The organism is Streptomyces monomycini (genome assembly GCF_022271435.1).
Taxonomy (GTDB): Bacteria; Actinomycetota; Actinomycetes; order Streptomycetales; family Streptomycetaceae; genus Streptomyces; species Streptomyces monomycini.
On the sequence record NZ_JAFIQY010000015.1, the window covers coordinates 140,574 to 162,928 of the forward strand.

General features: G+C 73.0%; 18 protein-coding genes. 6 read left to right on the plus strand and 12 right to left on the minus strand.

All coding sequences use genetic code 11. The annotated features are described in order from the left end of the window. Window positions 1–50 precede the first annotated feature (50 nt). A complete protein-coding gene (locus JXZ78_RS19230; protein WP_030024562.1) occupies window positions 51–905 on the minus strand; it encodes a bifunctional methylenetetrahydrofolate dehydrogenase/methenyltetrahydrofolate cyclohydrolase in 855 nt (284 codons plus the stop codon). Window positions 906–1,195: 290 nt separating this feature from the next. Between JXZ78_RS19230 and JXZ78_RS19235 the strand changes: the two genes are divergently transcribed. Beyond that, the gene (locus JXZ78_RS19235) at window positions 1,196–2,008 is read left to right on the plus strand and encodes an RDD family protein (RefSeq protein ID WP_030024563.1); all 813 of its coding nucleotides are present in this window, start codon (window positions 1,196–1,198) and stop codon (window positions 2,006–2,008) included. Window positions 2,009–2,172: 164 nt separating this feature from the next. Beyond that, window positions 2,173–2,766 carry a hypothetical protein gene (locus JXZ78_RS19240; RefSeq protein ID WP_030024564.1) on the plus strand — a complete coding sequence of 198 codons (594 nt, stop codon included), beginning with the start codon at window positions 2,173–2,175 and terminating at the stop codon, window positions 2,764–2,766. Between the two features lie 111 nt (window positions 2,767–2,877). On the opposite strand, the gene purH is transcribed toward JXZ78_RS19240, so the two are convergent. Further along, window positions 2,878–4,437: a bifunctional phosphoribosylaminoimidazolecarboxamide formyltransferase/IMP cyclohydrolase gene (gene purH, locus JXZ78_RS19245; RefSeq protein WP_030024565.1), complete on the minus strand. Its 1,560-nt coding sequence runs from the start codon at window positions 4,435–4,437 to the stop codon at window positions 2,878–2,880. After that, window positions 4,434–5,093: a phosphoribosylglycinamide formyltransferase gene (gene purN / locus JXZ78_RS19250; RefSeq protein WP_050503029.1), complete on the minus strand. Its 660-nt coding sequence runs from the start codon at window positions 5,091–5,093 to the stop codon at window positions 4,434–4,436. The genes purH and purN overlap by 4 nt, the downstream gene beginning before the upstream one ends. Window positions 5,094–5,370: 277 nt before the next feature. Between purN and JXZ78_RS19255 the strand changes: the two genes are divergently transcribed. Continuing rightward, window positions 5,371–6,477, plus strand: coding sequence for a hypothetical protein (locus JXZ78_RS19255; protein ID WP_238783226.1), 1,107 nt, complete (start codon window positions 5,371–5,373; stop codon window positions 6,475–6,477). Window positions 6,478–6,506: 29 nt separating this feature from the next. Here JXZ78_RS19255 and JXZ78_RS40325 read toward each other — a convergent pair whose 3' ends face one another. Further along, window positions 6,507–8,678 carry a cell division protein PerM gene (locus JXZ78_RS40325; protein ID WP_308281049.1) on the minus strand — a complete coding sequence of 724 codons (2,172 nt, stop codon included), beginning with the start codon at window positions 8,676–8,678 and terminating at the stop codon, window positions 6,507–6,509. Between the two features lie 75 nt (window positions 8,679–8,753). On the opposite strand from JXZ78_RS40325, the gene JXZ78_RS41080 reads away from it, so the two are divergent. Next, complete coding sequence (locus tag JXZ78_RS41080; RefSeq protein WP_050503032.1) at window positions 8,754–9,806, plus strand: sigma factor-like helix-turn-helix DNA-binding protein; 1,053 nt, start codon at window positions 8,754–8,756, stop codon at window positions 9,804–9,806. A 280-nt stretch (window positions 9,807–10,086) separates the two neighbouring features. Here the strand turns inward: JXZ78_RS41080 and sucD are convergent, their stop codons facing one another. The 8 genes from sucD to JXZ78_RS19305 all read right to left on the minus strand — a co-directional run bounded on the left by sucD (window position 10,087) and on the right by JXZ78_RS19305 (window position 20,556). Then, entirely contained in the window at window positions 10,087–10,971 is an 885-nt protein-coding gene (sucD, locus tag JXZ78_RS19270) for a succinate--CoA ligase subunit alpha (RefSeq protein WP_030024570.1), read from the minus strand. Between the two features lie 23 nt (window positions 10,972–10,994). Then, the gene (gene sucC / locus JXZ78_RS19275) at window positions 10,995–12,176 is read right to left on the minus strand and encodes an ADP-forming succinate--CoA ligase subunit beta (protein ID WP_238783227.1); all 1,182 of its coding nucleotides are present in this window, start codon (window positions 12,174–12,176) and stop codon (window positions 10,995–10,997) included. 437 nt (window positions 12,177–12,613) lie between these two features. Then, the gene (locus JXZ78_RS19280; RefSeq protein ID WP_238783228.1) at window positions 12,614–13,546 is read right to left on the minus strand and encodes a hypothetical protein; all 933 of its coding nucleotides are present in this window, start codon (window positions 13,544–13,546) and stop codon (window positions 12,614–12,616) included. A 128-nt stretch (window positions 13,547–13,674) separates the two neighbouring features. Next, the gene (locus tag JXZ78_RS19285) at window positions 13,675–14,676 is read right to left on the minus strand and encodes a hypothetical protein (protein WP_030024573.1); all 1,002 of its coding nucleotides are present in this window, start codon (window positions 14,674–14,676) and stop codon (window positions 13,675–13,677) included. A 240-nt stretch (window positions 14,677–14,916) separates the two neighbouring features. Continuing rightward, window positions 14,917–16,116 (minus strand): VWA domain-containing protein, encoded by a 1,200-nt coding sequence (locus JXZ78_RS19290; RefSeq protein WP_030024574.1) that lies wholly within the window; start codon window positions 16,114–16,116, stop codon window positions 14,917–14,919. A gap of 73 nt (window positions 16,117–16,189) precedes the next feature. Then, complete coding sequence (locus JXZ78_RS19295; protein WP_238783229.1) at window positions 16,190–18,925, minus strand: DUF5682 family protein; 2,736 nt, start codon at window positions 18,923–18,925, stop codon at window positions 16,190–16,192. Continuing rightward, window positions 18,922–20,055: an ATP-binding protein gene (locus JXZ78_RS19300; protein WP_030024576.1), complete on the minus strand. Its 1,134-nt coding sequence runs from the start codon at window positions 20,053–20,055 to the stop codon at window positions 18,922–18,924. The genes JXZ78_RS19295 and JXZ78_RS19300 overlap by 4 nt, the downstream gene beginning before the upstream one ends. Before the next feature lie 177 nt (window positions 20,056–20,232). Continuing rightward, window positions 20,233–20,556 carry a hypothetical protein gene (locus JXZ78_RS19305; RefSeq protein WP_157851749.1) on the minus strand — a complete coding sequence of 108 codons (324 nt, stop codon included), beginning with the start codon at window positions 20,554–20,556 and terminating at the stop codon, window positions 20,233–20,235. A gap of 92 nt (window positions 20,557–20,648) precedes the next feature. Here JXZ78_RS19305 and JXZ78_RS19310 point away from each other — a divergent pair, with 92 nt between their 5' ends. Together JXZ78_RS19310 and JXZ78_RS19315 are read left to right on the plus strand one after the other, a co-directional pair. After that, entirely contained in the window at window positions 20,649–22,022 is a 1,374-nt protein-coding gene (locus JXZ78_RS19310) for an SWIM zinc finger family protein (RefSeq protein ID WP_030024578.1), read from the plus strand. Between the two features lie 124 nt (window positions 22,023–22,146). Continuing rightward, window positions 22,147–22,355: DUF5691 domain-containing protein (locus JXZ78_RS19315; RefSeq protein WP_443735639.1), on the plus strand; the 209-nt coding region annotated here is incomplete at its 3' end.

Sequence of the window (22,355 nt, forward strand, 5' to 3'; positions counted from 1 at the left end):
TTTCCCTGTCCGTTGTCCCTGTCCGATGTGGTGCCGTGGGGGCCGCCGGCTCAGCCCGCGGCGCGCTCGGCCGCCTCGACGACGTTGACCAGCAGCTGGGCGCGGGTCATCGGGCCCACGCCGCCCGGGTTCGGGGAGATCCAGCCGGCCACCTCGGCGACGCCGGGGTGCACATCGCCGACGATCTTGCCGTGCTCGTCCCGGCTGACACCGACGTCCAGCACGGCCGCGCCCGGCTTGACGTCCTCCGGCTTGATGATGTGCGGCACCCCGGCGGCCGCCACGACGATGTCGGCCTGCTTGAGCTGCGCGGCCAGGTCACGGGTGCCGGTGTGGCACTGGGTGACGGTGGCGTTCTCGGACTTGCGGGTCAGCAGCAGCGGGATGGAACGCCCGACGGTGATGCCGCGGCCGACCACGACCACATGCGCCCCGTTGATCGTCACACCGTGGTGGCGGAGCAGCTGGATGATGCCGTACGGGGTGCAGGGCAGCGGCCCCTCGATGCCGAGCACCAGACGGCCCAGGCTCACCGGGTGCAGGCCGTCGGCGTCCTTGGCCGGGTCCATCAGTTCCAGGACGCGGTGGGTGTCGATGCCCTTGGGGAGCGGCAGTTGGACGATGTAGCCGGTGCAGGCCGGGTCCTCGTTCAGCTCCCGTACGACGGCCTCGATCTCCTCCTGCGTGGCGGTGTCCGGCAGTTCCTTCTGGATGGAGGCGATGCCGACCTGGGCGCAGTCGCGGTGCTTGCCGTTGACGTACCAGCGGCTGCCCGGGTCGTCACCGACCAGGAGGGTGCCGAGTCCGGGCGTGACGCCCCGGGCCTTCAGTGCCTCCACACGGACGGCGAGTTCGGACTTGATCGCGGCGGCGGTGGCCTTGCCATCGAGAATCTGGGCGCTCATACCCCCATCCTCCCGGATGAAGCCTCTCCCGTTCCAATCAGGGCGCCCTGTCGGGGCACGCTATGGCCGCCGACAAGAGCGATGACCGGAGATGACCGAAATGCAATTGCGCAATCGATCATTGCGCTTGCACAACACCTGTCCCTCTTGACTGGACAAGAATATTGCGCAACTAGAAAGATTGCCGTTCAGTGCCGCAGGCATCATCGGGGGGCGGGCCACTGATCCCAAGTTTTCCTCCGAGCACGCCCTGCCGTCCCCCACTGAACACCAACGGAGGAAACCAGCCAATGAGCTTTGGCGACCCGAACAATCCCTACGGTCAGCCGCAGGGGCAGCCCAACCCGTACGGCCAGCAGCCGCAGGCGCCGTACGGCCAGCCGCCCCAGGCACCGCAGGCCCAGCCGGGGTACGGCTACCCGCAGCAGGCACAGCCCCAGCCGGGCTACGGCTACCCGCAGCAGGCCCCGCCGCAGCCGCAGGCCCCGTACGGCCAGCCGCCGCAGGTGCCCCAGCAGCAGGCGTACGGCTACCCGCAGCAGGGCTCCCCGTACGGCCAGCAGTCCGGCATGCCGGGAATGGGCGGGCCGCAGCCCTACGCCGGCTGGGGTGCGCGGGTCGGCGCGGCGCTGCTGGACGGTCTGATCGTCGGTGTCCTTCCGACGATCCTGTACATCATCGCGGGCGTGGTGACCGCCAACACGGTCACCACGGTGACGCGGCCGGACACGTCCTACTGCGGCACCGATTACCAGTGCATCTCGGACGCCTACACCGCCGCCAACAACGCCACCTCCGGCATGCCCGCCCTGGCGCTCATCCTTGTCGCGCTGGCCGGTCTGATCACGCTCGCCGGCGGCCTCTTCCTGATCGCCAAGGAAGGCTCCACCGGCCAGACCCCGGGCAAGAAGGCGCTGAACATCCGCGTCGTGCGGGAGGCGACCGGGCAGCCGCTCGGCTTCGGCCTGGCCCTCGGGCGCAAGATCTGCCACGCGGTGGACGGTCCGCTGTGCGGCCTCGGCTTCTGGTGGCCGCTGTGGGACGAGAAGTCCCAGACGTTCGCCGACAAGATCGTCAGCACCGTGGTCGTCCGTACTCAGTAGGACTCCGTACGGCAGCTCATCCGGCCCAGGGCCCCCTCGCGCGAAAATGGCGCGAGGGGGCCTTCGCCGCCCCTTAGGCTCTTACCGATCTCTTACTTCACCCGGGACCGCCGGAACCGTGCAGCACCGGCTGACACCCGGTCACACCGCTCGAAGGACACGTCGTGAGCTATCCGAACCAGAACCCCTACGGTCCGCCGCAGGGCCAGCCCCAGGGCCCTCCCCAGCCCCAGTACGGCTACCCGCAGCAGCAGCCGATGCAGCCGCAGCAGCCGTACGCGCCGTTCCCGGCAGGCCCCATGGGTCCCGGCGGCATGCCCGGCATACCCGCGCCGCAGCAGATGCCCAGCAGCACCAAGGCCGCCCGCGTGATGCTCTTCTTCCTCGCCGCGACGGGCGTCATCGGCATCATCATCATGGCCGTCGGCCTGAACCGGCTCAGCAGCGCGTCGGCGAACTACAGCGGTCTCGGCGGCAACCCCGAGGACATCTTCGCCATCGGCAAGGGCGCGATGGTCTTCATCATGATCCTCCAGGCGGCCTACGCGGCGGTCGCGCTGGTGCTCGCGCTCCAGTTCTCCAAGGGAGCCAACGGAATCCGTATCGGCACGATCATCTTCGGGTCCGTGTCGATCCTGTGCAGCATTCCCTTCGCCTTCGCGTTCTACGGCATCCCGAGCTTCGTGCTCTCCATCCTCATCATCGTCTTCGCGGCGAAGCAGGAAAGCCAGGCGTGGTTCATGCGCCCCCGGTTCTGACTCTCCTGAGCCGGCCGGGCGCACGCCCGGAACACGCCGAGGCCCGTCCCCCAGCACGCGGGAGACGGGCCTTTCGGCTGAGGGGGGGCTCACGGGCGAGCCCCGGCGGGCTCAGTGGAAGAAGTGCCGGGTTCCGGTCAGGTACATCGTCACGCCCGCGGCCTTCGCCGCCTCGATGACCTGCTCGTCACGGACCGAACCGCCGGGCTGCGCGACGGCCTTGACGCCCGCCTCCAGCAGCACCTCCAGGCCGTCCGGGAACGGGAAGAACGCGTCGGAGGCGGCGTAGGAGCCGCGCGCCCGCTCCTCGCCCGCCCGCTGCACGGCCAGCTTCGCCGAGTCCACGCGGTTGACCTGGCCCATGCCGACGCCGACCGTGGCGCCGTCCTTGGCGAGCAGGATCGCGTTGGACTTCACGGCGCGCGACGCCCGCCAGGCGAAGGCCAGTTCGGCCAGCTCGGCGTCGCCCAGTGCCTCGCCGGCCGCCAGCGTCCAGTGGGCCGGGTCGTCGCCCTCGGCCTGGAGGACGTCCTTGACCTGGGCCAGGCCGCCGCCGTCGATCGGCTTGAACTCGGCCGGCGGCTGCGGGCCCTCGGGGCAGCGCAGCACCCGGATGTTCTTCTTACGGGCCAGCACCTCGACGGCGCCGTCCTCGTAGTCCGGGGCCACGATGACCTCGGTGAAGATCTCCGCGACCTGCTCGGCCATCGCCACGGACACCGGGCGGTTGACGGCGATGACGCCACCGAAGGCGGACAGCGAGTCGCAGGCGTGCGCCTTGCGGTGCGCCTCGGCGACGTCGTCACCGATGGCGATGCCGCACGGGTTGGCGTGCTTGATGATGGCCACGCAGGGCTCGGTGTGGTCGTACGCGGCCCGGCGCGCGGCGTCGGTGTCCGTGTAGTTGTTGTACGACATCTCCTTGCCGTGCAGCTGCTCCGCCTCTGCCAGGCCGCCGCAGCCGCCGGTGTAGAGGGCGGCCGCCTGGTGCGGGTTCTCGCCGTAGCGCAGCACGTTCTTGCGCGCGTACGTCACGCCGAGGAAGCCGGGGAATTCGCCGCCGTCGCCCGCGTAGTCACCCGCGAACCAGGAGGCCACGGCCACGTCGTACTCGGCGGTGTGCCGGAACGCCTCGGCCGCCAGCCGCCTGCGCTCCTGAAGGCCGAAGCCGCCGTCCGCGATGCTCTTGAGCACGTCCGTGTAGCGGTCCGGGTTGACCACGACGGCGACCGAGGGGTGGTTCTTGGCCGCGGCGCGCACCATCGAGGGGCCGCCGATGTCGATCTGCTCCACGCAGGCGTCCGGCTCGGCGCCGGAGGCCACCGTGTCGCTGAACGGGTAGAGGTTCACGACCACCAGGTCGAACGGCTCCACGCCCAGCTCGTCCAGCTGCCGCCGGTGGTCCTCCAGCCGCAGGTCGGCGAGGATGCCCGCGTGCACCTTCGGGTGCAGCGTCTTGACCCGGCCGTCCAGGCACTCGGGGAAGCCGGTCAGCTCCTCGACCCTGGTCACCGGGACACCGGCCGCCGCGATCTTCGCGGCCGTCGAGCCGGTCGAGACGAGCTGGACGCCCGCCGCGTGCAGCCCCTGGGCCAGTTCTTCCAGGCCCGTCTTGTCGTAGACGCTGACCAGCGCCCGGCGTACGGGCCGCTTCGTTGCTTCGGCGGTCACGGGATCAGTACCTTTCGTCCCTCAATGCGGTAGCCGTGCCGGGCCAGCAGCCCCACGACCTCGACGAGCAGCTTGCGCTCGACTTCCTTGATGCGCTCGTGCAGCGCGGATTCGTCGTCCTCGTCCCGGATCTCGACCACGCCCTGGGCGATGACCGGGCCGGTGTCGACGCCGTCGTCGACGAAGTGGACGGTGCACCCGGTGACCTTGGCGCCGTACGCGAGGGCCTCGCGGACACCGTGGGCACCGGGAAAACTCGGCAGCAGGGCCGGATGCGTGTTGATGATCCGGCCGCCGTACCGGGCGAGGAACTCCGCGCCCAGGATCTTCATGAAACCGGCCGAGACGACCAGGTCCGGCGTGTACGCGGCGACGGCCTCGGCCAGCGCGCGGTCCCAGGCGGCCCGGTCGGCGTGGTCCTTGACCCGGCATACGAAGGTGGGCAGCCCGGCCCGCCCGGCGCGCTCCAGGCCGGCGATGCCGTCGCGGTCGGCGCCGACCGCGACCACCTCGGCCCCGTACGCGGCGGCCCCCTCGGCGGCGACGGCGTCCAGCAGCGCCTGCAAGTTCGTACCGGAACCGGAGACGAGCACGACGATGCGGGCCGGGGGGCCGGAAACGGCGGCGGAAGCGGATGAAGAGGAAGCGGAGGCCACGGCGGGACTCTTTCTCGCGCGGTCTGCTGTACGGCGGTACTGCTGTACGGCGGTGTGCATGTTGTGCGGTCGTACAAAACCATGGGTAGCCGAAAACCGGGGAACCCTACGAAGGCGCCGACCGTCAGCAACGATACCGGCACACCGCGCGGCCCCCACGGGACGGGGGCGCACGCGAGAGGTAGCGTCGGGCGTGAGAACGCACGCTGTTCGTGGTATCCGCCCGCCCGGCCACCCGTCGGACGTACGGACGAGACAAGGGGAAGACACACTCCAGATGCCGGACCGACGCCGCCGCGCGGCCCTCCTCCTCGCTCCCCCAGCCCTCGCTGGGAGGTACCCCCAGCCAGCAGCCGCTCCCGGGGCGGTGCTGCTGCGCGAGCGCAAGCCGTCCTCCGATGCCGCGGGGGCGGGTGCTTCGGGTTCGTCCGGATCATCGGGTTCGTCCGGCCCCGGCTCGTCCGGCCCCGGCTCGTCCGGCCCCGGCTCGTCCGGCTCCGGCTCGTCCGGGGGGCCGGCCAGGGAGCGGGCCCACTCGCACCCCTCCGGTCAGGACTCGGGAGGGCAGGACGGGAACGGGCCGGGTGGAAGCGATCGCAGCGGTAGCGACCGGGGCGGAAGCGGTCAGGACGGAAGCGGTCAGGACGGGCGGGACCGTGACAATCCGTTCGCGCCGCCACCCGCCGACGCCCCCGAGCAGCCGTGGCAGCCCCGCGGCCACGGGCAGGACCAGGACGGCGGCCAGGACGGGCCGGGCGACCGGCAGCAGTCCTCCTGGGGCAGTCACTGGAGCAGCCGGCAGCCGGGCCGCCAGGGCGGTGGCTTCGGTTCGCGCCAGGGCGGCCGCAACAACCAGCAGGGCCAGGGAGGCCAGGGCGGCTCCGGAGGCGGGTTGCGCTGGGACCCGACCGACCCCGCCCAGCGCCGCGCGCGCTACGCGCTGCTCGCCGGCATGTGGGGCTTCTTCTTCGTCCTGTTCAATCTGCCGGAGATCGCCCTGCTGCTGGCGACGCTCGCCCTGTACTGGGGCATCAGCTCCCTGCGCGCCAAGGCGGCGCGTACGGGCAACGGCGCACGGTCCGGGAGCGCACGCGCCACGACCGCCGACCTCACGGGCCAGGCTGCGCCCCGTACGGACTCCGGCGCGTCCGCCGCAGGCCGCACCCCGCCCGTATCCACCCGCCCGCAGACGACCGCCGCGGTCGCCGGCCTGGTCACCGCGACGCTGGCGCTGGCCATGGTGGCGGCCACCTACACGGTCCAGCTTGTCTACCGCGACTACTTCACGTGCGTGAACGACGCCCTGACCCGCTCCGCCCAGCACGCCTGCGAGAAGCAGCTCCCCGAGCAGCTGCGCCCGCTGCTCGGGGCCGACAAGGAGTAGCCCGGTCGGAGCCGGACCCCGCGTCTCTCTCAGCCGCCGCCCTCGGGGTCGGCGGCTGAGGTGTTTCCGGGGTCTGCGTCATAGGGCGGTGCGGTGGGTTCGAAGTCGGTCATCAGGCCGCCGGATGAGGCTCTGAGCGCCGACCAGCGGGCCCGGCGGGTGCTGGCGTCGTGCCAAGGGGCGGGTGGGGGTGGCGGGGATGACGGGGATGACGGGGATGACGGGGGTGGCTGGGAGGACATAGGTGACAGAGGTGGTGGAGGTGACAGGGGGGACGGGTGTGACGGGAGCGTGGGAGATCCGGGGGGCGTGGGCGGCGGCGGGGTGCGGGTGCCCGGGTGGTCGCGGCCGTACGGGACGTCGCTGCCGGCCGTACGGCGGTGCCGGGCCCGGTGGCGGTTCCGGCGGCGGTTCCGGCGGCGGGAAGGCTGGGCAGCGGTACGCCGTACGGCCCGCCGTCGGGCTCGGAGGACCGTACGCCGCAGCGCCGCCCAGCAGAAGCGGCCGGCGGCCCGCGTCCACCGTCCGGCGGCACGGAGGACCTCCACGGCGAGCCGTTTTCCCCCGCGCCACAGCCGCTTGCGGAGCTTTTCACGCGGCTTCCGCACGGGCTTCGGCGGGCGCGGCACACCGCGCAGCCACCAGGCCCGCACGACGAGAGCGCCCGGAATTCCGATGAGCGCCGTCCAGCTCAGCGCCGCCAGCCCCGTCTGCCACCAGCTCGGCCCGAAACGGGCCAGCGCCGCGGTACCCAGCGCGCCGCCCGCCAGGCCGGCGAGCAGCGCCGAGGCCACCGCGCAGCCGAGCGCCGCGAGCCCGGCGGCCGCGGCGGTCCCGCGCCAGCCGGTCCATGCGGGGGCCGGTGTCGTCGGTGTGGGGGGTGTGGAGGGTGTGGCGTCGGGGTCGGTTTCGGTCCCGGGCCCGATTTCGGTCCCGGGCCCGGCTTCGGTCCCGGGCCCGGCTTCGGTCCCGGGCCCGGCTTCGGTCCCGGGCCCGGCTTCGGTCCCGGGCCCGGCTTCGGTCCCGGTTCCCGTTTCGGGTGCGGTTCCGGCCCCCGCCCCGGCTTCTGGCCGGGCAGCGGTTCGCGACGCGGCCGCGTACGCCTTCGCGGGCAGCGCGGCGTACCGGGCCAGCACCACACCGACGGCGAGCGGCACCACGGCGGTCAGCCAGTGCGGCAGAGCGGTGCCGCCCGCATCCGGGACCATGCCGAGCAGCGGGAAGTGCGGCAGGACCGGATGACCGGTGGCCGCGAGCGGACCGACCGTGCTGCCCGCGCCGAGCGTGAAGCCGGGACCGAGCCCGTAAGCGACTCCCCATACGACGGTGTTCGGCAGCAGTACGAGACTGAGCAGCAGCACGGTGCACCGGCCCGCCCAGTCGTGGGTGAGCGCGAGGAATTCGGACCGGACCGCGGGCGCGTGCCAGCCGAGCGCGAGGAGCGCCAGCAGGGCGCCGCACAGCAGCAGCGCCAGGAGAGCCGCGGCACCCGCGCGCGCCGCGGCGGCCAGCCGACGGCCTCGCAGTGAGGCCCGCAGCCCGGCCGGCAGCCGGTCGTGCGCGCGCTGGACCGGGTCGGGCAGCGGCACGAAGGCGGCGGGCCCGAGAGAGCGCCAGGCCGCCACGGCCAGGGTCGCCACGGCGACCAGCGGTACGTACAGCAGCGCACTGAGCGGTTCTACGCGCAGCGGACCCGCCGATGCGTACAGCAGGGCGGCGGCCGCGACGAGCAGGTACCCCGTCAGCAGCCAGCCGAGCATCTGGCGGGGCGTGGGTTCCGGGTCGATGTCCTCGGGGTGGAGGAGGCTGGGGCAGGCGGGCTTCGGGGGGCGGGCGGGCTGCGGCGGCACTTCGAGGATGTGCCGGCCGGACCGGTACAGCAGCCAGAGGGGCAGGGCCGTCAGGAGCAGCGGCGTCACGGCGACGGGCGAGGCGCCGCCGGTGGCGGCCACGGTCCGTACGAGGTCGCTGCCGTGTGCGAGGAACCACAGGTCGGCGGCGAGGTGCAGGGCGCGCGACGGGTCGGAGTCCGGGTACGGGGAGGCCACCCAGAGCAGCAGTACCGCGACGGCGAAGGCCCCGAGCCCGAGCCCCGCCGCCAGCACTCCGCCGAGGAAGGCGGTGCCGAGCGCGGAGGACCGCTGGGTGGAGGCCCGGCCGCGCGACGACAACGTCGGGCCGCGGTCGGTCAATTGGCTCACACGGCCATGCTGCCAACAACACACGTTTCCGCCATGGAGCAGGCGATTACCGGACGTGTCGCTCAATATATGCTTATGTACCTTTTCACGTCGCCGCGACGCGTCGGACGCACGGAACACACGGAACACGCGGAACACACGGGGAAGACTGCCGAAACGACGCTGGGCGGATACGACGCCCCGTCAGAGGAGCAGTCACAGAGCAGACCTGACGCAGCATCAGCACCCCCACACCTCACCCCCGCAGCCGCCTTCGACGCCCTGTACGACCGGCACGCCCACGACCTGACCCGCCAGGCGATCGTGCTCACCGGCCAACCCCACCTCTCCCAGGAAGCCGTCGAACGGTCGTTCCAGGCGGCCTGGCAGCGCTGGCCCGAGGTGGCGGTCGACCCCGACCCAGCGGGCCGGGTGCGCGCCATGGTGCACGAGTACGCGCTGTCGCCCTGGCACCGTATGCGCCCGGGTCTGCGCGCCGGGCAACGGCCGTCGCCCAGGGTGCCCGCCGCGCCGCCCGCCGCTCCCCCGCAGCGCGCGCTGCGGGACGCCCTGCTCAGCCTGCCCGCGGCCTACCGGCGGGCGCTGCTCCTGCACGACGGTCTCGGCCTGGACCTGAGCGAGACGGCGGCCGAGGTGGAGGCCAGTACGCCCGCGACGGCCGGGCGGCTGCTGCACGCGCGCCGGGCCGTGGCCGAACGGGTGCCGGCGTTCGGTCTGGCCGCCGCGACGCCGGTACGCCGGCGGGAGATCCTGCGCGAACGGCTGGCCGGGCTGGCCGCCCTGTATCCGGTGGCGCCGCCTGCCGCCGCAGCCGTACGCACGGGCGGCGAGCGGACGGTCAGCCGGATGACGCAGGGCGCGTTCGGGCTCACCGCTGTCATCGCGGCGGCGACGGCCTTCACCCTCGTCAACGCGTCGACGGGCCCGCTGCCCGGCCGCCCCGAGGCCGGTCCCCCGGCCCTCTCCGCGTCCCCCACGCCCGGCGCGAAGGCCCAGACCCCCCGTACGGAGCAGGCGCAACACGCCCGCACCCGGCAACACGCCCGCACCCGGCAGCAGGCCGCGGCCGGCGAACCGGCCCGGCGGAAGGTGGTCCGGTCCGGCCTCCTCGCTCCGGAGGCGCGGTAGCCGGGGCCGGGCGGGGAGGGGAGGGGAGACGGGGACGGGGACGGATCACGCGACGGGCAGGGCCGGGGGCGGAGGCCAGGGTCAGAACCCGAGGACAGGGCCGGAGGCCGAGGTCAGGGCCGGAGGCCGAGGTCAAGACCAGGCGACGAGGTCAAGACCAGGCGACGAGGTCAAGACCAGGGGCCGAGGCCAAGATCAGAGGCCAAGATCAGGCCCGTACAAAAGGCGCGGGCCCGCACCCCCGCGAGGGGTACGGGCCCGCGTCCGACGCGTGGCGCGATCAGCCGACGAGGATCTCGCGCGCCAGGCGCGCGGTCTCCGACGGGGTCTTGCCGACCTTGACGCCGGCGGCCTCCAGGGCCTCCTTCTTCGCCTGGGCGGTGCCGGAGGAGCCGGAGACGATGGCGCCGGCGTGGCCCATGGTCTTGCCCTCGGGCGCGGTGAAGCCCGCGACGTAGCCGACGACCGGCTTCGTGACGTTGGCCTTGATGAAGTCGGCCGCACGCTCCTCGGCGTCGCCGCCGATCTCACCGATCATGACGATCAGCTCGGTCTCCGGGTCGGCCTCGAAGGCCTCCAGAGCGTCGATGTGGGTGGTGCCGATGACCGGGTCGCCACCGATGCCGACGGCCGAGGTGAAGCCGATGTCGCGCAGCTCGTACATCATCTGGTAGGTCAGCGTGCCGGACTTCGACACCAGACCGATCTTGCCGGGCTTGGTGATGTCGCCCGGGATGATGCCGGCGTTGGACTGACCGGGGGTGATCAGGCCGGGGCAGTTCGGGCCGATGATGCGGGTCTTGTTGCCCTTGCTCGACGCGTACGCCCAGAAGGCGGCGGAGTCGTGCACCGCGATGCCCTCGGTGATCACGACGGCCAGGCCGATCTCGGCGTCGATCGCCTCGACGACGGCGGCCTTGGCGAACTTCGGCGGCACGAAGATGACGGAGACGTCGGCGCCGGTCTTCTCCATCGCCTCGGCGACCGAGCCGAAGACGGGTACGGACGTCCCGTCGAAGTCGACCTCGGTGCCCGCCTTGCGCGGGTTCACGCCGCCGACGACGTTGGTGCCGTCGCCCAGCATGAGCTTGGTGTGCTTCATGCCCGTGGCACCGGTCATGCCCTGGACGATGACCTTGCTGTCCTTGGTGAGGAAGATAGCCATGGTGGTCTGGTTCCCTCTGTCCCTTACTTCGCGGCCGCGGCGAGCTCGGCGGCCTTGTCGGCCGCGCCGTCCATGGTGTCCACACGCTGGACCAGCGGGTGGTTGGCGTCGCTCAGGATCTTGCGACCGAGCTCCGCGTTGTTGCCGTCCAGGCGGACGACCAGCGGCTTGTTGACGTCCTCACCCTTGGACTTGAGCAGCTCCAGGGCCTGGACGATGCCGTTGGCGACCTCGTCGCAGGCGGTGATGCCGCCGAAGACGTTGACGAACACGGACTTCACGTCCGGGTCGCCGAGGATGATCTCCAGGCCGTTCGCCATGACCTCGGCGGAGGCGCCGCCGCCGATGTCGAGGAAGTTGGCGGGCTTGACGTTGTCGTGCTTCTCACCGGCGTACGCGACGACGTCCAGGGTGCTCATGACGAGACCCGCGCCGTTGCCGATGATGCCGACCTGACCGTCGAGCTTGACGTAGTTCAGGCCCTTGGCCTTGGCGGCGGCCTCCAGCGGGTTGGCCGCGGCCTTGTCCTCCAGGGCCTCGTGCTCGGGCTGGCGGAAGTCGGCGTTCTCGTCGAGCGAGACCTTGCCGTCCAGGGCCAGGATGCGGCCGTCCTTGGTCTTCACCAGCGGGTTGACCTCGACGAGGAGCGCGTCCTCGGCGACGAAGGTCTCCCACAGGGTCACCATGGCCTCGGCGACGCCCTCGGCCACCTCGGCCGGGAACTTCGCCTGCGCGACGATCTCGCGGGCCTTCTCGATCGTGACGCCCTCGTTGGAGTCGACCGCGACCTTGGCGAGCGCCTCGGGGGTCTTCTCCGCGACCTCCTCGATGTCCATGCCGCCCTGCACCGAGGCCATGGCCAGGAAGGTGCGGTTGGTGCGGTCGAGGAGGTACGAGACGTAGTACTCCGCCTCGATCTCCGGGGACAGCTCGGCGATCATCACCTTGTGGACCGTGTGGCCCTTGATGTCCATGCCGAGGATGTCCGTCGCACGGGCGACGGCCTCGTCCGGGTTCGCCGCCAGCTTCACGCCGCCGGCCTTGCCGCGGCCGCCGACCTTCACCTGCGCCTTGACGACGGACTTGCCGCCGAGGCGCTCGGTCGCCGCGCGTGCCGCCTCAGGCGTGTCGATGACTTCACCGGCCAGCACCGGTACACCGTGCTTGGCGAAGAGGTCCCTCGCCTGGTACTCGAACAGGTCCACGCGCGTCCGTCCCTTGTCTACTCAGAATCGCCGTAGTGATCGCGGTTCGTTGTCTGCATGGGCGTGCCGCGAAGGGCAACGTGACTGCGCTGTCACTGAGGGAGGCGTACACGGTGACCGGTACGCGGCATGTCCGTCTCGCAGGTTATCCCCGCAGGACCGGCCTCCCTAAATCGCAGATCACACTGCGGCGGTGATAACAGTCACAGAGACGGTGGTCACAGATCACACAGGGGTACGGGCGGGTGGCCGCCAGGTGGACGAGTCGCTTCCCCCGTCCGCCCGGTCCGCCCGTTCGGTCCCGCGCACAGCGTGCAGCCGGGCGGCTCCCTTCCCAGGGGGAACCGCCCGGCTGCTCACTCACTGCCGTCACGGGCGACGGTACGGGCGCACGGCACACCACCCTGTGCGCACACCCGGCCGCCCGGCGGAGAGGGTCAGGCGCTCTGGGTGGGGAGGGCCGGGACGGTGGTGGGGAGAGTCGGGAGGGTGGTGGTGCCCGGGAGGGTGGGGAGGGTCGGGACGTTGGCGGGGTTGGTCAGGTCAGTGGGGACGGTGGGCGCGGTGGGCATCGCAGGCACGGCAGGCACGGCAGGCACGGCGGGTACAGCGGGCACGGCAGGTACAGCGGGCACGGTGGGCACGGTCTGGCCCGGGAGCGCACCCCGCAGCCCGGCGGTGGCGCCCCCGGCGATGCCCGAGGCGTCGTCCTTGACGGTGCTGACCAGGCCCTGCGCGAACGGGGTGGCGTCCGTGGCCACGCCCTGCACGAACGGGGTCGCCTGGCCCTTCACGTCACCGGCCAGCTGACCGACGCCGCCGACGGCCCCCTGGACGACCGGCACGACCTTGCCGACGACACGCTGGGCGACGGGCGGCAGGACGTCGGCGGTGGTGGTGTCGAGGTCGGCGGCCTTGCCCAAGTCCGCGGCCTTGCCCAAGTCCGCGGCCTTGCCCAGGTCCGCGGCCTTGCCCAGGTCACCGACCGCGGGCAGTTCCGGGGTGACGGGCACCTTCGGGGTGGCAGGGAGCCCCGGGGTGGCGGGCAGGCCCTGAGTGTGGACGTCCCCGCCGGTGACCCCGGCGACCTGACCGGCCACGCCGTCCACGGTCTTCTTGACGGTCTTCTCGGCGGTACCGGCCACGTCACCAGCCACGTCACCGGCCGGCAGCTTGTCCCGCACCGCACCGCTGACTGTGCCGCTGACGGTGTCGGTGACCGTGTCGGTGACGGCGCCCTTGACCGCACCGGCGGCGGGCAGGCCGGCGGTTCCGGGCAGACCGGCCGCGTTGGCGGCGACGGACCCGAGAGCCCACAGGCCGGAAGCGGCGGCGGCTACGACGATGGAACGACGGATGTGCGTACGCATGATGGTGAAACGTCCTTCGAATTCAGGGGGTTCGACGGGCAGACCTGTCCCGCCCCCGCGCGGCAGGTCCTGTGCAGACGCGTGGTCTGCGGACGGGGGCCCGGACGCTGAAGGTCCGGAGGTCTGCCCTAGCCCGGGAATTCGAGGATGTCGGCGGCGCGCTGCCGCGTGGGCGGCTCGGCGGCCGCGAGAACGCCTCCGGGCACCAGCCCGAAGCGCGCGGGATGTGCCGGTACGGCGGCGAACTGGTCCCCGCCACGGGGCCCGTGACCGTCACCGGCGATGTGCGAGGCCGACGAGGCGGGCGCCTGCGGAAGCTGACCGGGAAGACCAGGGAGCCCGGGGAGCCCGGGAAGGCTGCCGTGGCCCTGGCCGGGCCGCCGCTCCGACGCCAAGTCGGCGCGCTGCCCAGGCTGCGACGACGCATCCATCAGCTCGCCCACACTCGCCCAACCAGGCTCACAGGCACCGGAGTTGACGCTCCCGACGTCTCGCTGCTCACCGGCTCCGGAATGCTGCGGGCCGGTGCCGCGCTGCGACCCGGAGCCCTGCCCCGGCTGCTCGCCGTGCTCGTCACCACGCCCGGTGTCGCCGTCGCCGTCCTCGTCGCCGCCGACACCGGGAATCCGGTCCGGCAGCTCTACGGGGAGCGAGTCCACGTCGGCCACCTGGCGCACCTTGCGCACCACGTCCCGAACCGGCACGGTGACCGGCGCGGCGACCCGCTCGGCAACCGGCTCGGCCACTGACTCAGTGACGGGCTCCGTGACGGGCTCAGTGACGGGTTCGGCGGCCTGTCCAGCGGCCGGCGCGGTGCGCTCGGCAACCGGCCGTACGGCCTTGCCGACCGGCGTCTCCGCCACCGTGCCCGCGGCCGTCTTGCCGCCGCGCCGCACTTCCCGTCCGGCGTCGACCGTCGAGGCCTTGACCGATGCCTGCGGATCAGCCGGAGTCACCGCCCCGACCTGCGGTTCCGTGCTCGCCGAACCGTCCGCCGCCTGCGCGCCGCCACCGAACGCGAACCCCAGCACCACGAACCCCGCCAGGAACAGCCCCGCCAGCAGCGCACGCCGCACCGCCGCGGTGCGCGGCAGGCGCGCAGCGGCGAAAGGGGCGGGCGAAGCAGACACGCGAAGATCCTTTTCGGCGGGCCGGGAACGAGGGAAGCCAGAGCGTACGGAAGGCCGGGCACGACCGGCCACGACCCCGCGGCCGATGCAGGCGGCGCAGACAACGCAGACGACGCCTCCGACGCCGACGACGCAGACGCTTCGGCGATGCCGGCGATGCCGACGATCCGGCCAACACGCTGGCGGGCCCCGATCCTTGCACGACAGACCAGGGGCCCCGCAAGCCCCCTGGGGCTCTCGTTACCGTTGCTCCGTCATGTCCGGTATCGGCAGCGGCCGCTTCTCGATCGCGGCCGCCATCACCTCCGGGAAGAGGTCCGGTGTGCAGGCGAACGCCGGTGCCCCGAGGGCCGCGAGAGCCGCCGCGTGGTCCCGGTCGTAGGCGGGTGCCCCTTCGTCCGAGAGCGCGAGCAGTGTCACGAACTGCACCCCGGCCGCCTTCATCGCCGCGACACGTTTGAGCATCTCGTCGCGTATGCCGCCTTCGTAAAGGTCGCTGATCAGTACGACGACGGTGTCGGCGGGCCGGGTGATCTGCGACTGGCAGTAGGCCAGGGCACGGTTGATGTCCGTGCCGCCGCCGAGCTGGGTGCCGAAGAGCACGTCCACCGGGTCGTCCAGCTCGTCCGTCAGATCGACCACCGCGGTGTCGAAGACGACCAGCCGGGTCGCGATGGCCCGCATGGACGCCAGTACCGCGCCGAACACGGAGGCGTAGACGACGGAGGCGGCCATCGACCCGGACTGGTCGACGCACAGCACCACGTCCTTCTTCACCGACTGCGCGGCCCGGCCGTGGCCGATCAGCCGTTCAGGGACGACCGTGCGGTGTTCGGGCAGGTAGTTCTTGAGGTTCGCGCGGACCGTACGGTCCCAGTCGATGTCCCGGTGCCGGGGGCGGCTGACGCGGGCCGACCGGTCCAGGGCGCCGCCCAGCGTGGCGCGGGTACGGGTCGAGAGCTGTGCCTCCAGTCGCTGGACGACCTTGCGCACCACGGCCCGCGCGGTCTCCTTCGTCGTCTCCGGCATGACCTTGTTGAGCGAGAGCAGCGTTCCCACCAGATGCACGTCGGCCTCGACGGCCTCCAGCATCTCCGGCTCCAGCAGCAGCGCGGACAGTCCGAGCCGTTCGATCGCGTCGCGCTGCATGACCTGGACGACGGAGGTGGGGAAGTACGTCCGGATGTCCCCCAGCCAGCGGGCCACGCTCGGCGCCGAGGCGCCCAGACCCGCCGCGCGCGAGCCCGGGCCGCCCGGCCCGTCCGGGCGGCGGCTCCCGTAGAGGGCGCTGAGCGCCCCGTCCATGGCGGCGTCCTGCCCCCGCAGCTCGCAGCCGGTCCCGTCGGCGCCGCCTCCTCCCAGCACCAGCCGCCACCGCCGCAGCCGCTCCTGCACCTCACTCGTCCCGTTCGTCCCGTTCGTCCCGCTCACTCCCCTCATCCCCGCACCCCCGTTGCCGTCCGCCCCTCCGCGGCGCTCTCCCCGAAGCCTGCCGTCCTGAAGCCTGCCTCCCTCAAGCCCTTCTCCTCGATGCTCCCCCGTGACTCTCCTCGCCTCCCTCGAAGCCCTCCCCGAAGCTCGCCCCGGAGCCCTCTGTGAGGCCCAGCAGGACGCGCAGGGTCGGCAGCACTGCTGCCGCCCGGTCGCGGTCCAGACCGGGGCCGAAGCCCGGTATCGCCGATTCCTGGTCGGCGCGCCCCGCGTCTGGCCCGGTGCCCGGCCCGCCGGGGCCGTCGGGCCCGGCCGGGCCGCGGCGTATCAACTCGCCGAGCGTGCGCCGCACTCCGGCCTCGTACTCGGCGAACGTACGGCGCAGCAACGGTAGGACGTCCGTGAAGGAGTCCGCCGGTACCTGGGCCAGCCAACGGTCCACCAGGGCGAGCAGCCGTTCGTCGTGCACCAGCAGCAGCCCTCCGGCGTCGCCGCCCGCGAACCCCTCGACCCAGCCCGCCGCCTCGGCCGGCGGGGTGCCGGGTGACAGGGCCAGCCCCATCAGCCGGCCCGCGTCTTCGGAGGTCAACCGCCCGTCGTCGAGCAGCAACCGGACCGTACGTCCGCGCAGCAGGCCCGGCACCGTCTCCCGTTCAGCCAGCTTCCGCAGCACCGCCGCCCAACGCTCCCGCAGCCCGCCCCCCTGGGCCTCCACCTCGCCCCGGGCCCGCACCTCGCCCGGATCTGCTGCCTCGCCCGGATCTGCTGCCTCCCCCGAGGCCACTGCCTCCCCCAGGACCCCGTCCCTGGCCCGGACCCCGTCCCCGGCCCTGACCCCGGCTGCCGCCCCCCTCACCGGCCCTTCGTCCATCAGCCCCACCGCGTGGTGCGTCGCGTCCAGATGCTGGCGCATGTCGGCGGCGCCGTCCGCGTCCAGGCCGGAACAGGCCGGCGGCAGGCCGACGAAGACCCGTTCGGCCAGCCCGGCGGCCACCTCACCGAGCGCGGCGGCGTCCCTGCCGCGTACGTCGCCGTAGCGGACCGAGCGGACCAGCGCGGGCAGCGCCTGGGCCAGGTGCCCCACGTCCGCGTCGAGCGCGGCCCGGTCCGTGAGCACCCGCATGACCACGGGCAGCGCCTCCGGAAGGGCGGCGAGCAGGCACCGCTCGGCCAGGGCCGTGACGTCGGCCAGGGCGGTGGTCCCCAGGGCGTCGGACGCCGCCTTGGCGGTCGCGGCCGCCACCACCGTCGTACCCCAGACACCGGCCTCGGCGGCCCGGACCGACAGTTCGGGCTCCCACCGGAGACGCCAGCTCTCCCGGAACGTGCCGGTGCTCGCACGGGTCCGCACGGGCTCGCCCCACGGCACACCGAGCAGCCGCAACCGGTGCAGCAGCCTGCTGCGCCCGGCGTCCGTCTCCTTGCGCAGGTCGAGGTCCAGCTCCCGGTCCGCCGCCTCCGGCTTGAGGCGCAGCGAGCGCTGGCTGCGGGCGATGTCCCGCTGGAGCGGTACGGCCGGAGCGCTGTCCGGCACCTGACCCAGTACGTCCCCCACCACCAGGCGCTCGTGGATCAGGGCGGACGGCGCGTCGGAGCCCTCGCCGAGCACCGCGCGCACCGCGTCACCGGCCTCGGCCAGTCCCGCCAGCGGGCGGCCGCGCATGGCGGCCAGCGCCTCGGCGAGCCGTACGGCCTCGATGACGTGGGCGGAGGAAACGGCGTAGTCCTCCTCGCGCAGCAGTCCGGCGACCTTGGTCATCCAGCGTTCGACAGGGCGGTCGGGGGCGCTGAAGAGGTGGCCGTACCAGCCGGGCGAGGAGATGCCCGCGCCGTACCCGCTGCGGCGGGAGAGCCTGCGGTGGGTCCACGGCACCCACGTCACCTCGGGCTTCACCTTCGCCAGCCCCTTGAGCAGCTGCCGGTCGGCGGTCACGGTCGTACGCCGGGCCAGCGCCGGGACGTGCCACGCCCCGCACACCACGGCGACGCCGTCCCCGAACTCCCGGCGCGCTTCCCGCAACCGGAGCCGCATATGGGCTTCGCGCACGAGGTCGCGGTCGTGCCCGCCGACGCCGTACGCCTCGCGCAGTGCCCCCATCGCCTCGGCCAACGCCTCGAACGGCGCGAGCGGATCGGCGACGCCCGCCGCACCCCCGCTCCCGGAATCGCTCCCGGAATCGCTCCCGGCACCGTTTCCGGAAGCGTGCCCGCTCCCGGGGCCGCTTCCGTGGGCCCGGTGCTCGATCACGTCCTCCCACCAGCGCTCCGGATCGTCGTACCCGGCGGTCTCGGCCAGCACCGCCACCGGATCGATGCGCGCCTCCGCCGCCCGGTCGGCCCCCGTCGTCCCGCCGGTACGGCCGCCCGCGCCCGCACCGTCCCCGCCGTCCTCCCTGCCCCGACCGTCCTCTCCGCCTCCGCCTGCTCCGTCCCCACCGTCCGCGCCGAACGCCCCGTCCTCCCCGGACGTCCCGCCCTCCTCCCCGAACGCCAGGGAATGCGCCGCAGGCAAGTCGATGAAACGCACCGGTACGTCACGGGCCAGGGCCCACCGGATCGCCACCCACTCCGGGGAGAACTCCGCCAGCGGCCAGAACGCCGCCCGCCCCGGGTCGGCGGGCACATGGGCCAGCAGCGCGACCGGCGGCCGCATCGCCTCGTCGGCGGCCAGGGACACCAACGCGTCGGCCTCCGGCGGGCCTTCGATCAGCAGGGCGCGGGGCGCGTGGTGCTCCAGGACCTTCCGGACCGCCCGCGCCGAGCCCGGTCCGTGGTGCCGCACCCCCAGCAGCAGCGGTCCGTCCGCCCGGGCGTTCATGCGCCGGCCTCGCGGCAGGCGCGGTAGAAGTCCTTCCAGCCGTCGCGCTCGCGCACCACGGTTTCGAGGTATTCCTGCCATACGACGCGATCGGCCGCCGGATCGCGTATCACCGCGCCGAGGATGCCCGCGGCCATGTCGCCGGACCGCAGTACGCCGTCCCCGAAGTGGGCGGCCAGCGCCAGACCGCTGGTCACCACGGAGATGGCCTCGGCCGTGGAGAGGGTGCCCGACGGGGACTTGAGCTTGGTGCGGCCGTCGGTGGTGACGCCGTCGCGCAGCTCCCGGAAGACCGTGACGACACGGCGGATCTCGTCCGTCCCCTCCGGGGCGGGCGGCAGATCCAGCGAGCGGCCGATCTGGTCGACGCGCCGGGAGACGATGTCGACCTCCTCCTCGGGTGTCGCGGGCAGCGGCAGCACGACCGTGTTGAAGCGGCGGCGCAGGGCGCTGGAGAGCTCGTTCACCCCGCGGTCACGGTCGTTGGCCGTGGCGATGAGGTTGAAGCCGCGCACCGCCTGGACCTCCTGGCCCAGCTCCGGGATAGGCAGCGTCTTCTCCGAGAGGACGGTGATGAGTGTGTCCTGGACGTCGGCGGGGATGCGGGTCAGCTCCTCCACACGGGCGGTCATGCCCTGGGCCATCGCCCGCATGACCGGGCTCGGCACCAGCGCGTCCCGGCTCGGACCGTGGGCGAGCAGCTGTGCGTAGTTCCAGCCGTAGCGGATGGCTTCTTCCGGTGTGCCGGCCGTGCCCTGCACGAGCATTGTCGAGTCGCCGCTGACGGCTGCCGCCAGGTGCTCGGACACCCAGGTCTTGGCGGTGCCGGGGACGCCGAGCAGCAGCAGCGCGCGGTCGGTCGCGAGGGTCGTCACGGCGACCTCGACGATCCGGCGCGGGCCCACGTACTTCGGGGTGACGACCGTGCCGTCCGGCAGGGTGCCGCCGAGCAGGTACGTCGCCACCGCCCACGGCGACAGGCGCCAGCGCTCGGGGCGCGGCCGGTCGTCGGCGGCCGCCAGCGCCTTGAGTTCGTCCGCGAACGCGTCCTCCGCATGGGGCCGCAGCACCTGCGCTGAGCCGTCGGCGCCGGGGCCTGCGGCACCTTCTTCGGTGGTGTACTCGGGCATGGTCTCCCCCTCGTCGCAAGGTCTGCGGCCGGTACCCCGCCTCCGCCGGCCGCTTGCGTGAACCACCTTGCACCACACCACTGACAATCACCGGAATCCCGGCCCTGACCTGCTACTTCATCGGCGACATGGCCACGCACTGCGCGGACTCGAAGGCGCCCTTCGCGGTCCGCTTCGTCACCCCTGACGGTCCTGGTACGTGACGGAGCAGGTCACCTCGCCGCCGCCCTCGGCGACGACGGCCACGACGGTCGGCGCGGCACTGCCCTTGAGCGTGACGGTCTTGCGCCACGGAAGCTTCGGAGCCTTGCCGCCCTCCGCGGGGACCTCGCTGCTGCCCTTGGCGGACGCGTCGTCGTAGGCGATCGATTCCGCTGCCCCGCCGGTGACTCCGTACGTGACCTGGTACGTGGTGGCCTCGTCCTTCTTCATCTCCTTCTCGACGTCCTGGCCGGCCTTCTCGTCCACGGCCTTGTCCACCGCCTCCGAAGACCGCGTCAATCAACCGCGATTCACCAGTGAAGTCAAGGTCATGACAAGGGAATATGTGCTGGTCAGGGCGATTGTCAGTGGGGGCTCGTAGCGTTGGGAACATGAATCCGCAGGGGGAACGCTGGACGTCGGATCACGTGCTCGCGCTCGCGCCCGACGCACCGTCACGCAAGGCGGGCAGCAGGCTCGCGACACCGGACTCGTGGCCGGAGACCGGCACACGGGACGGGGCGGTGTGGGGCCTGTGCAAGGGCAGCGGCAGCAAGCCGTACCGCACCGTCGTCGACACGGCCGGGCCGGCCTTCACGTGCAGTTGCCCGAGCCGCAAGTTCCCGTGCAAACACGCACTGGGCCTGCTGCTCCTGTGGGCGGGCGAGGAAGGTTCCGTGTCGGGTGGCGAGCCTCCCGCGTGGGTGGAGGAGTGGCTCACCGCCCGTCGGCAGCGCACCCAGAAGAAGGCGTCGGAGCACGTCAACGGCGGTCCGGGCGCCGCTGGTTCACCGTCCGCGGCAGCGACCGAGGCCGCGCGGCGGCGGGCGGCGCTGCGCGCCCAGCGGATCGCCGCCGGTGCCACCGAGCTGGAACAGCGGCTGGAGGACCTGCTGCGCTCCGGACTGGCCACCGCGGACCGCGCGGGGTACGGCACCTGGGACGAGACCGCGGCGCGCATGGTCGACGCGCAAGCACCCGGGCTTGCCGCGCGCGTACGGGAGTTGGGGCCGACCGTGGCCTCCGGGGCGGACTGGCCGTCCCGGCTCCTCGCGGAATGCGCTCTGCTCCACCTCCTCGACCAGGCGTTCCTGGGCATCGACCGGCTGCCGCCCGCGCTGGCCGCGACGGTCCGCACCCGCCTCGGGCTGACCACCGACACGGCGGACGTGCTGGCCGGCCCGGACACCACCGTCGTGCGCGACCGCTGGCTGGTGCTCGCCCAACACGACGCCGAAGAAGGCGTACTGACCAGCCGCCGCATATGGCTGCGCGGCGAGCGGACCGGCCGTATGGCCCTCCATCTCTCCTTCGGCGGACCCGACCGGGCCCTGGACCTCTCGCTGCCCGGCGGGCTCGTCCTGGACGCCGACCTCGCCTACTACCCGGGCGCGCGCCCACTGCGCGTCGTCCTGGGCACCCGGCACGCCGATCCGGTCCCGGTCACCGGCCCGCCACCGGGCGGCGGCACCGACGCCGCGCTGGCCGCGTACGGCGACGCGCTGCGCGACGACCCCTGGCTGGACACCTGGCCGGTGGTCCTGACCGACGTCGTCCCCATACCGGGGCAGGGGGGCGAGCCGTGGCAACTGGCCGACGCGGACGGGGAATCAGCGCTGCCCGTGGACCCGCGCTGTACGGAGCGGGCGGGGCTGTGGCGCCTGACCGCCATATCCGGCGGCGAACCGGTCACGGTCTTCGGCGAGTGCGGGCACCGCGGCTTCGTGCCCCTGACCACCTGGGACCCGGCGCCGGTCGCTCTGTGACCCGGCCACCCGTCAGCCACCCTCCGAACCGCCCGCCCAGCCGCCGACCAGTCGCCCGACCAGCCAACCGCGCCCAGCTACCCGCGCAGCCACCCGATGTCCGATCACCGTCCGGGGGAAGACCATGATCGAAACTCGCAGCACCCACGGCGCCCGCCTCCGCCCCACCGCCGGACCCGGCCCCTCCTGGGAGGAACTGGTCAGCTCGGCGCTGCTCGGTACGGAGCGCCGCACACCGCCGGTCGCCGCCCGCGAGGGCCGGAGCGCCGCTGCCGCGTTGCTGGACGCCGCCGCGGTGAGCACGGTCCGGCGCCGGGCCGCCATGGGCCCGGC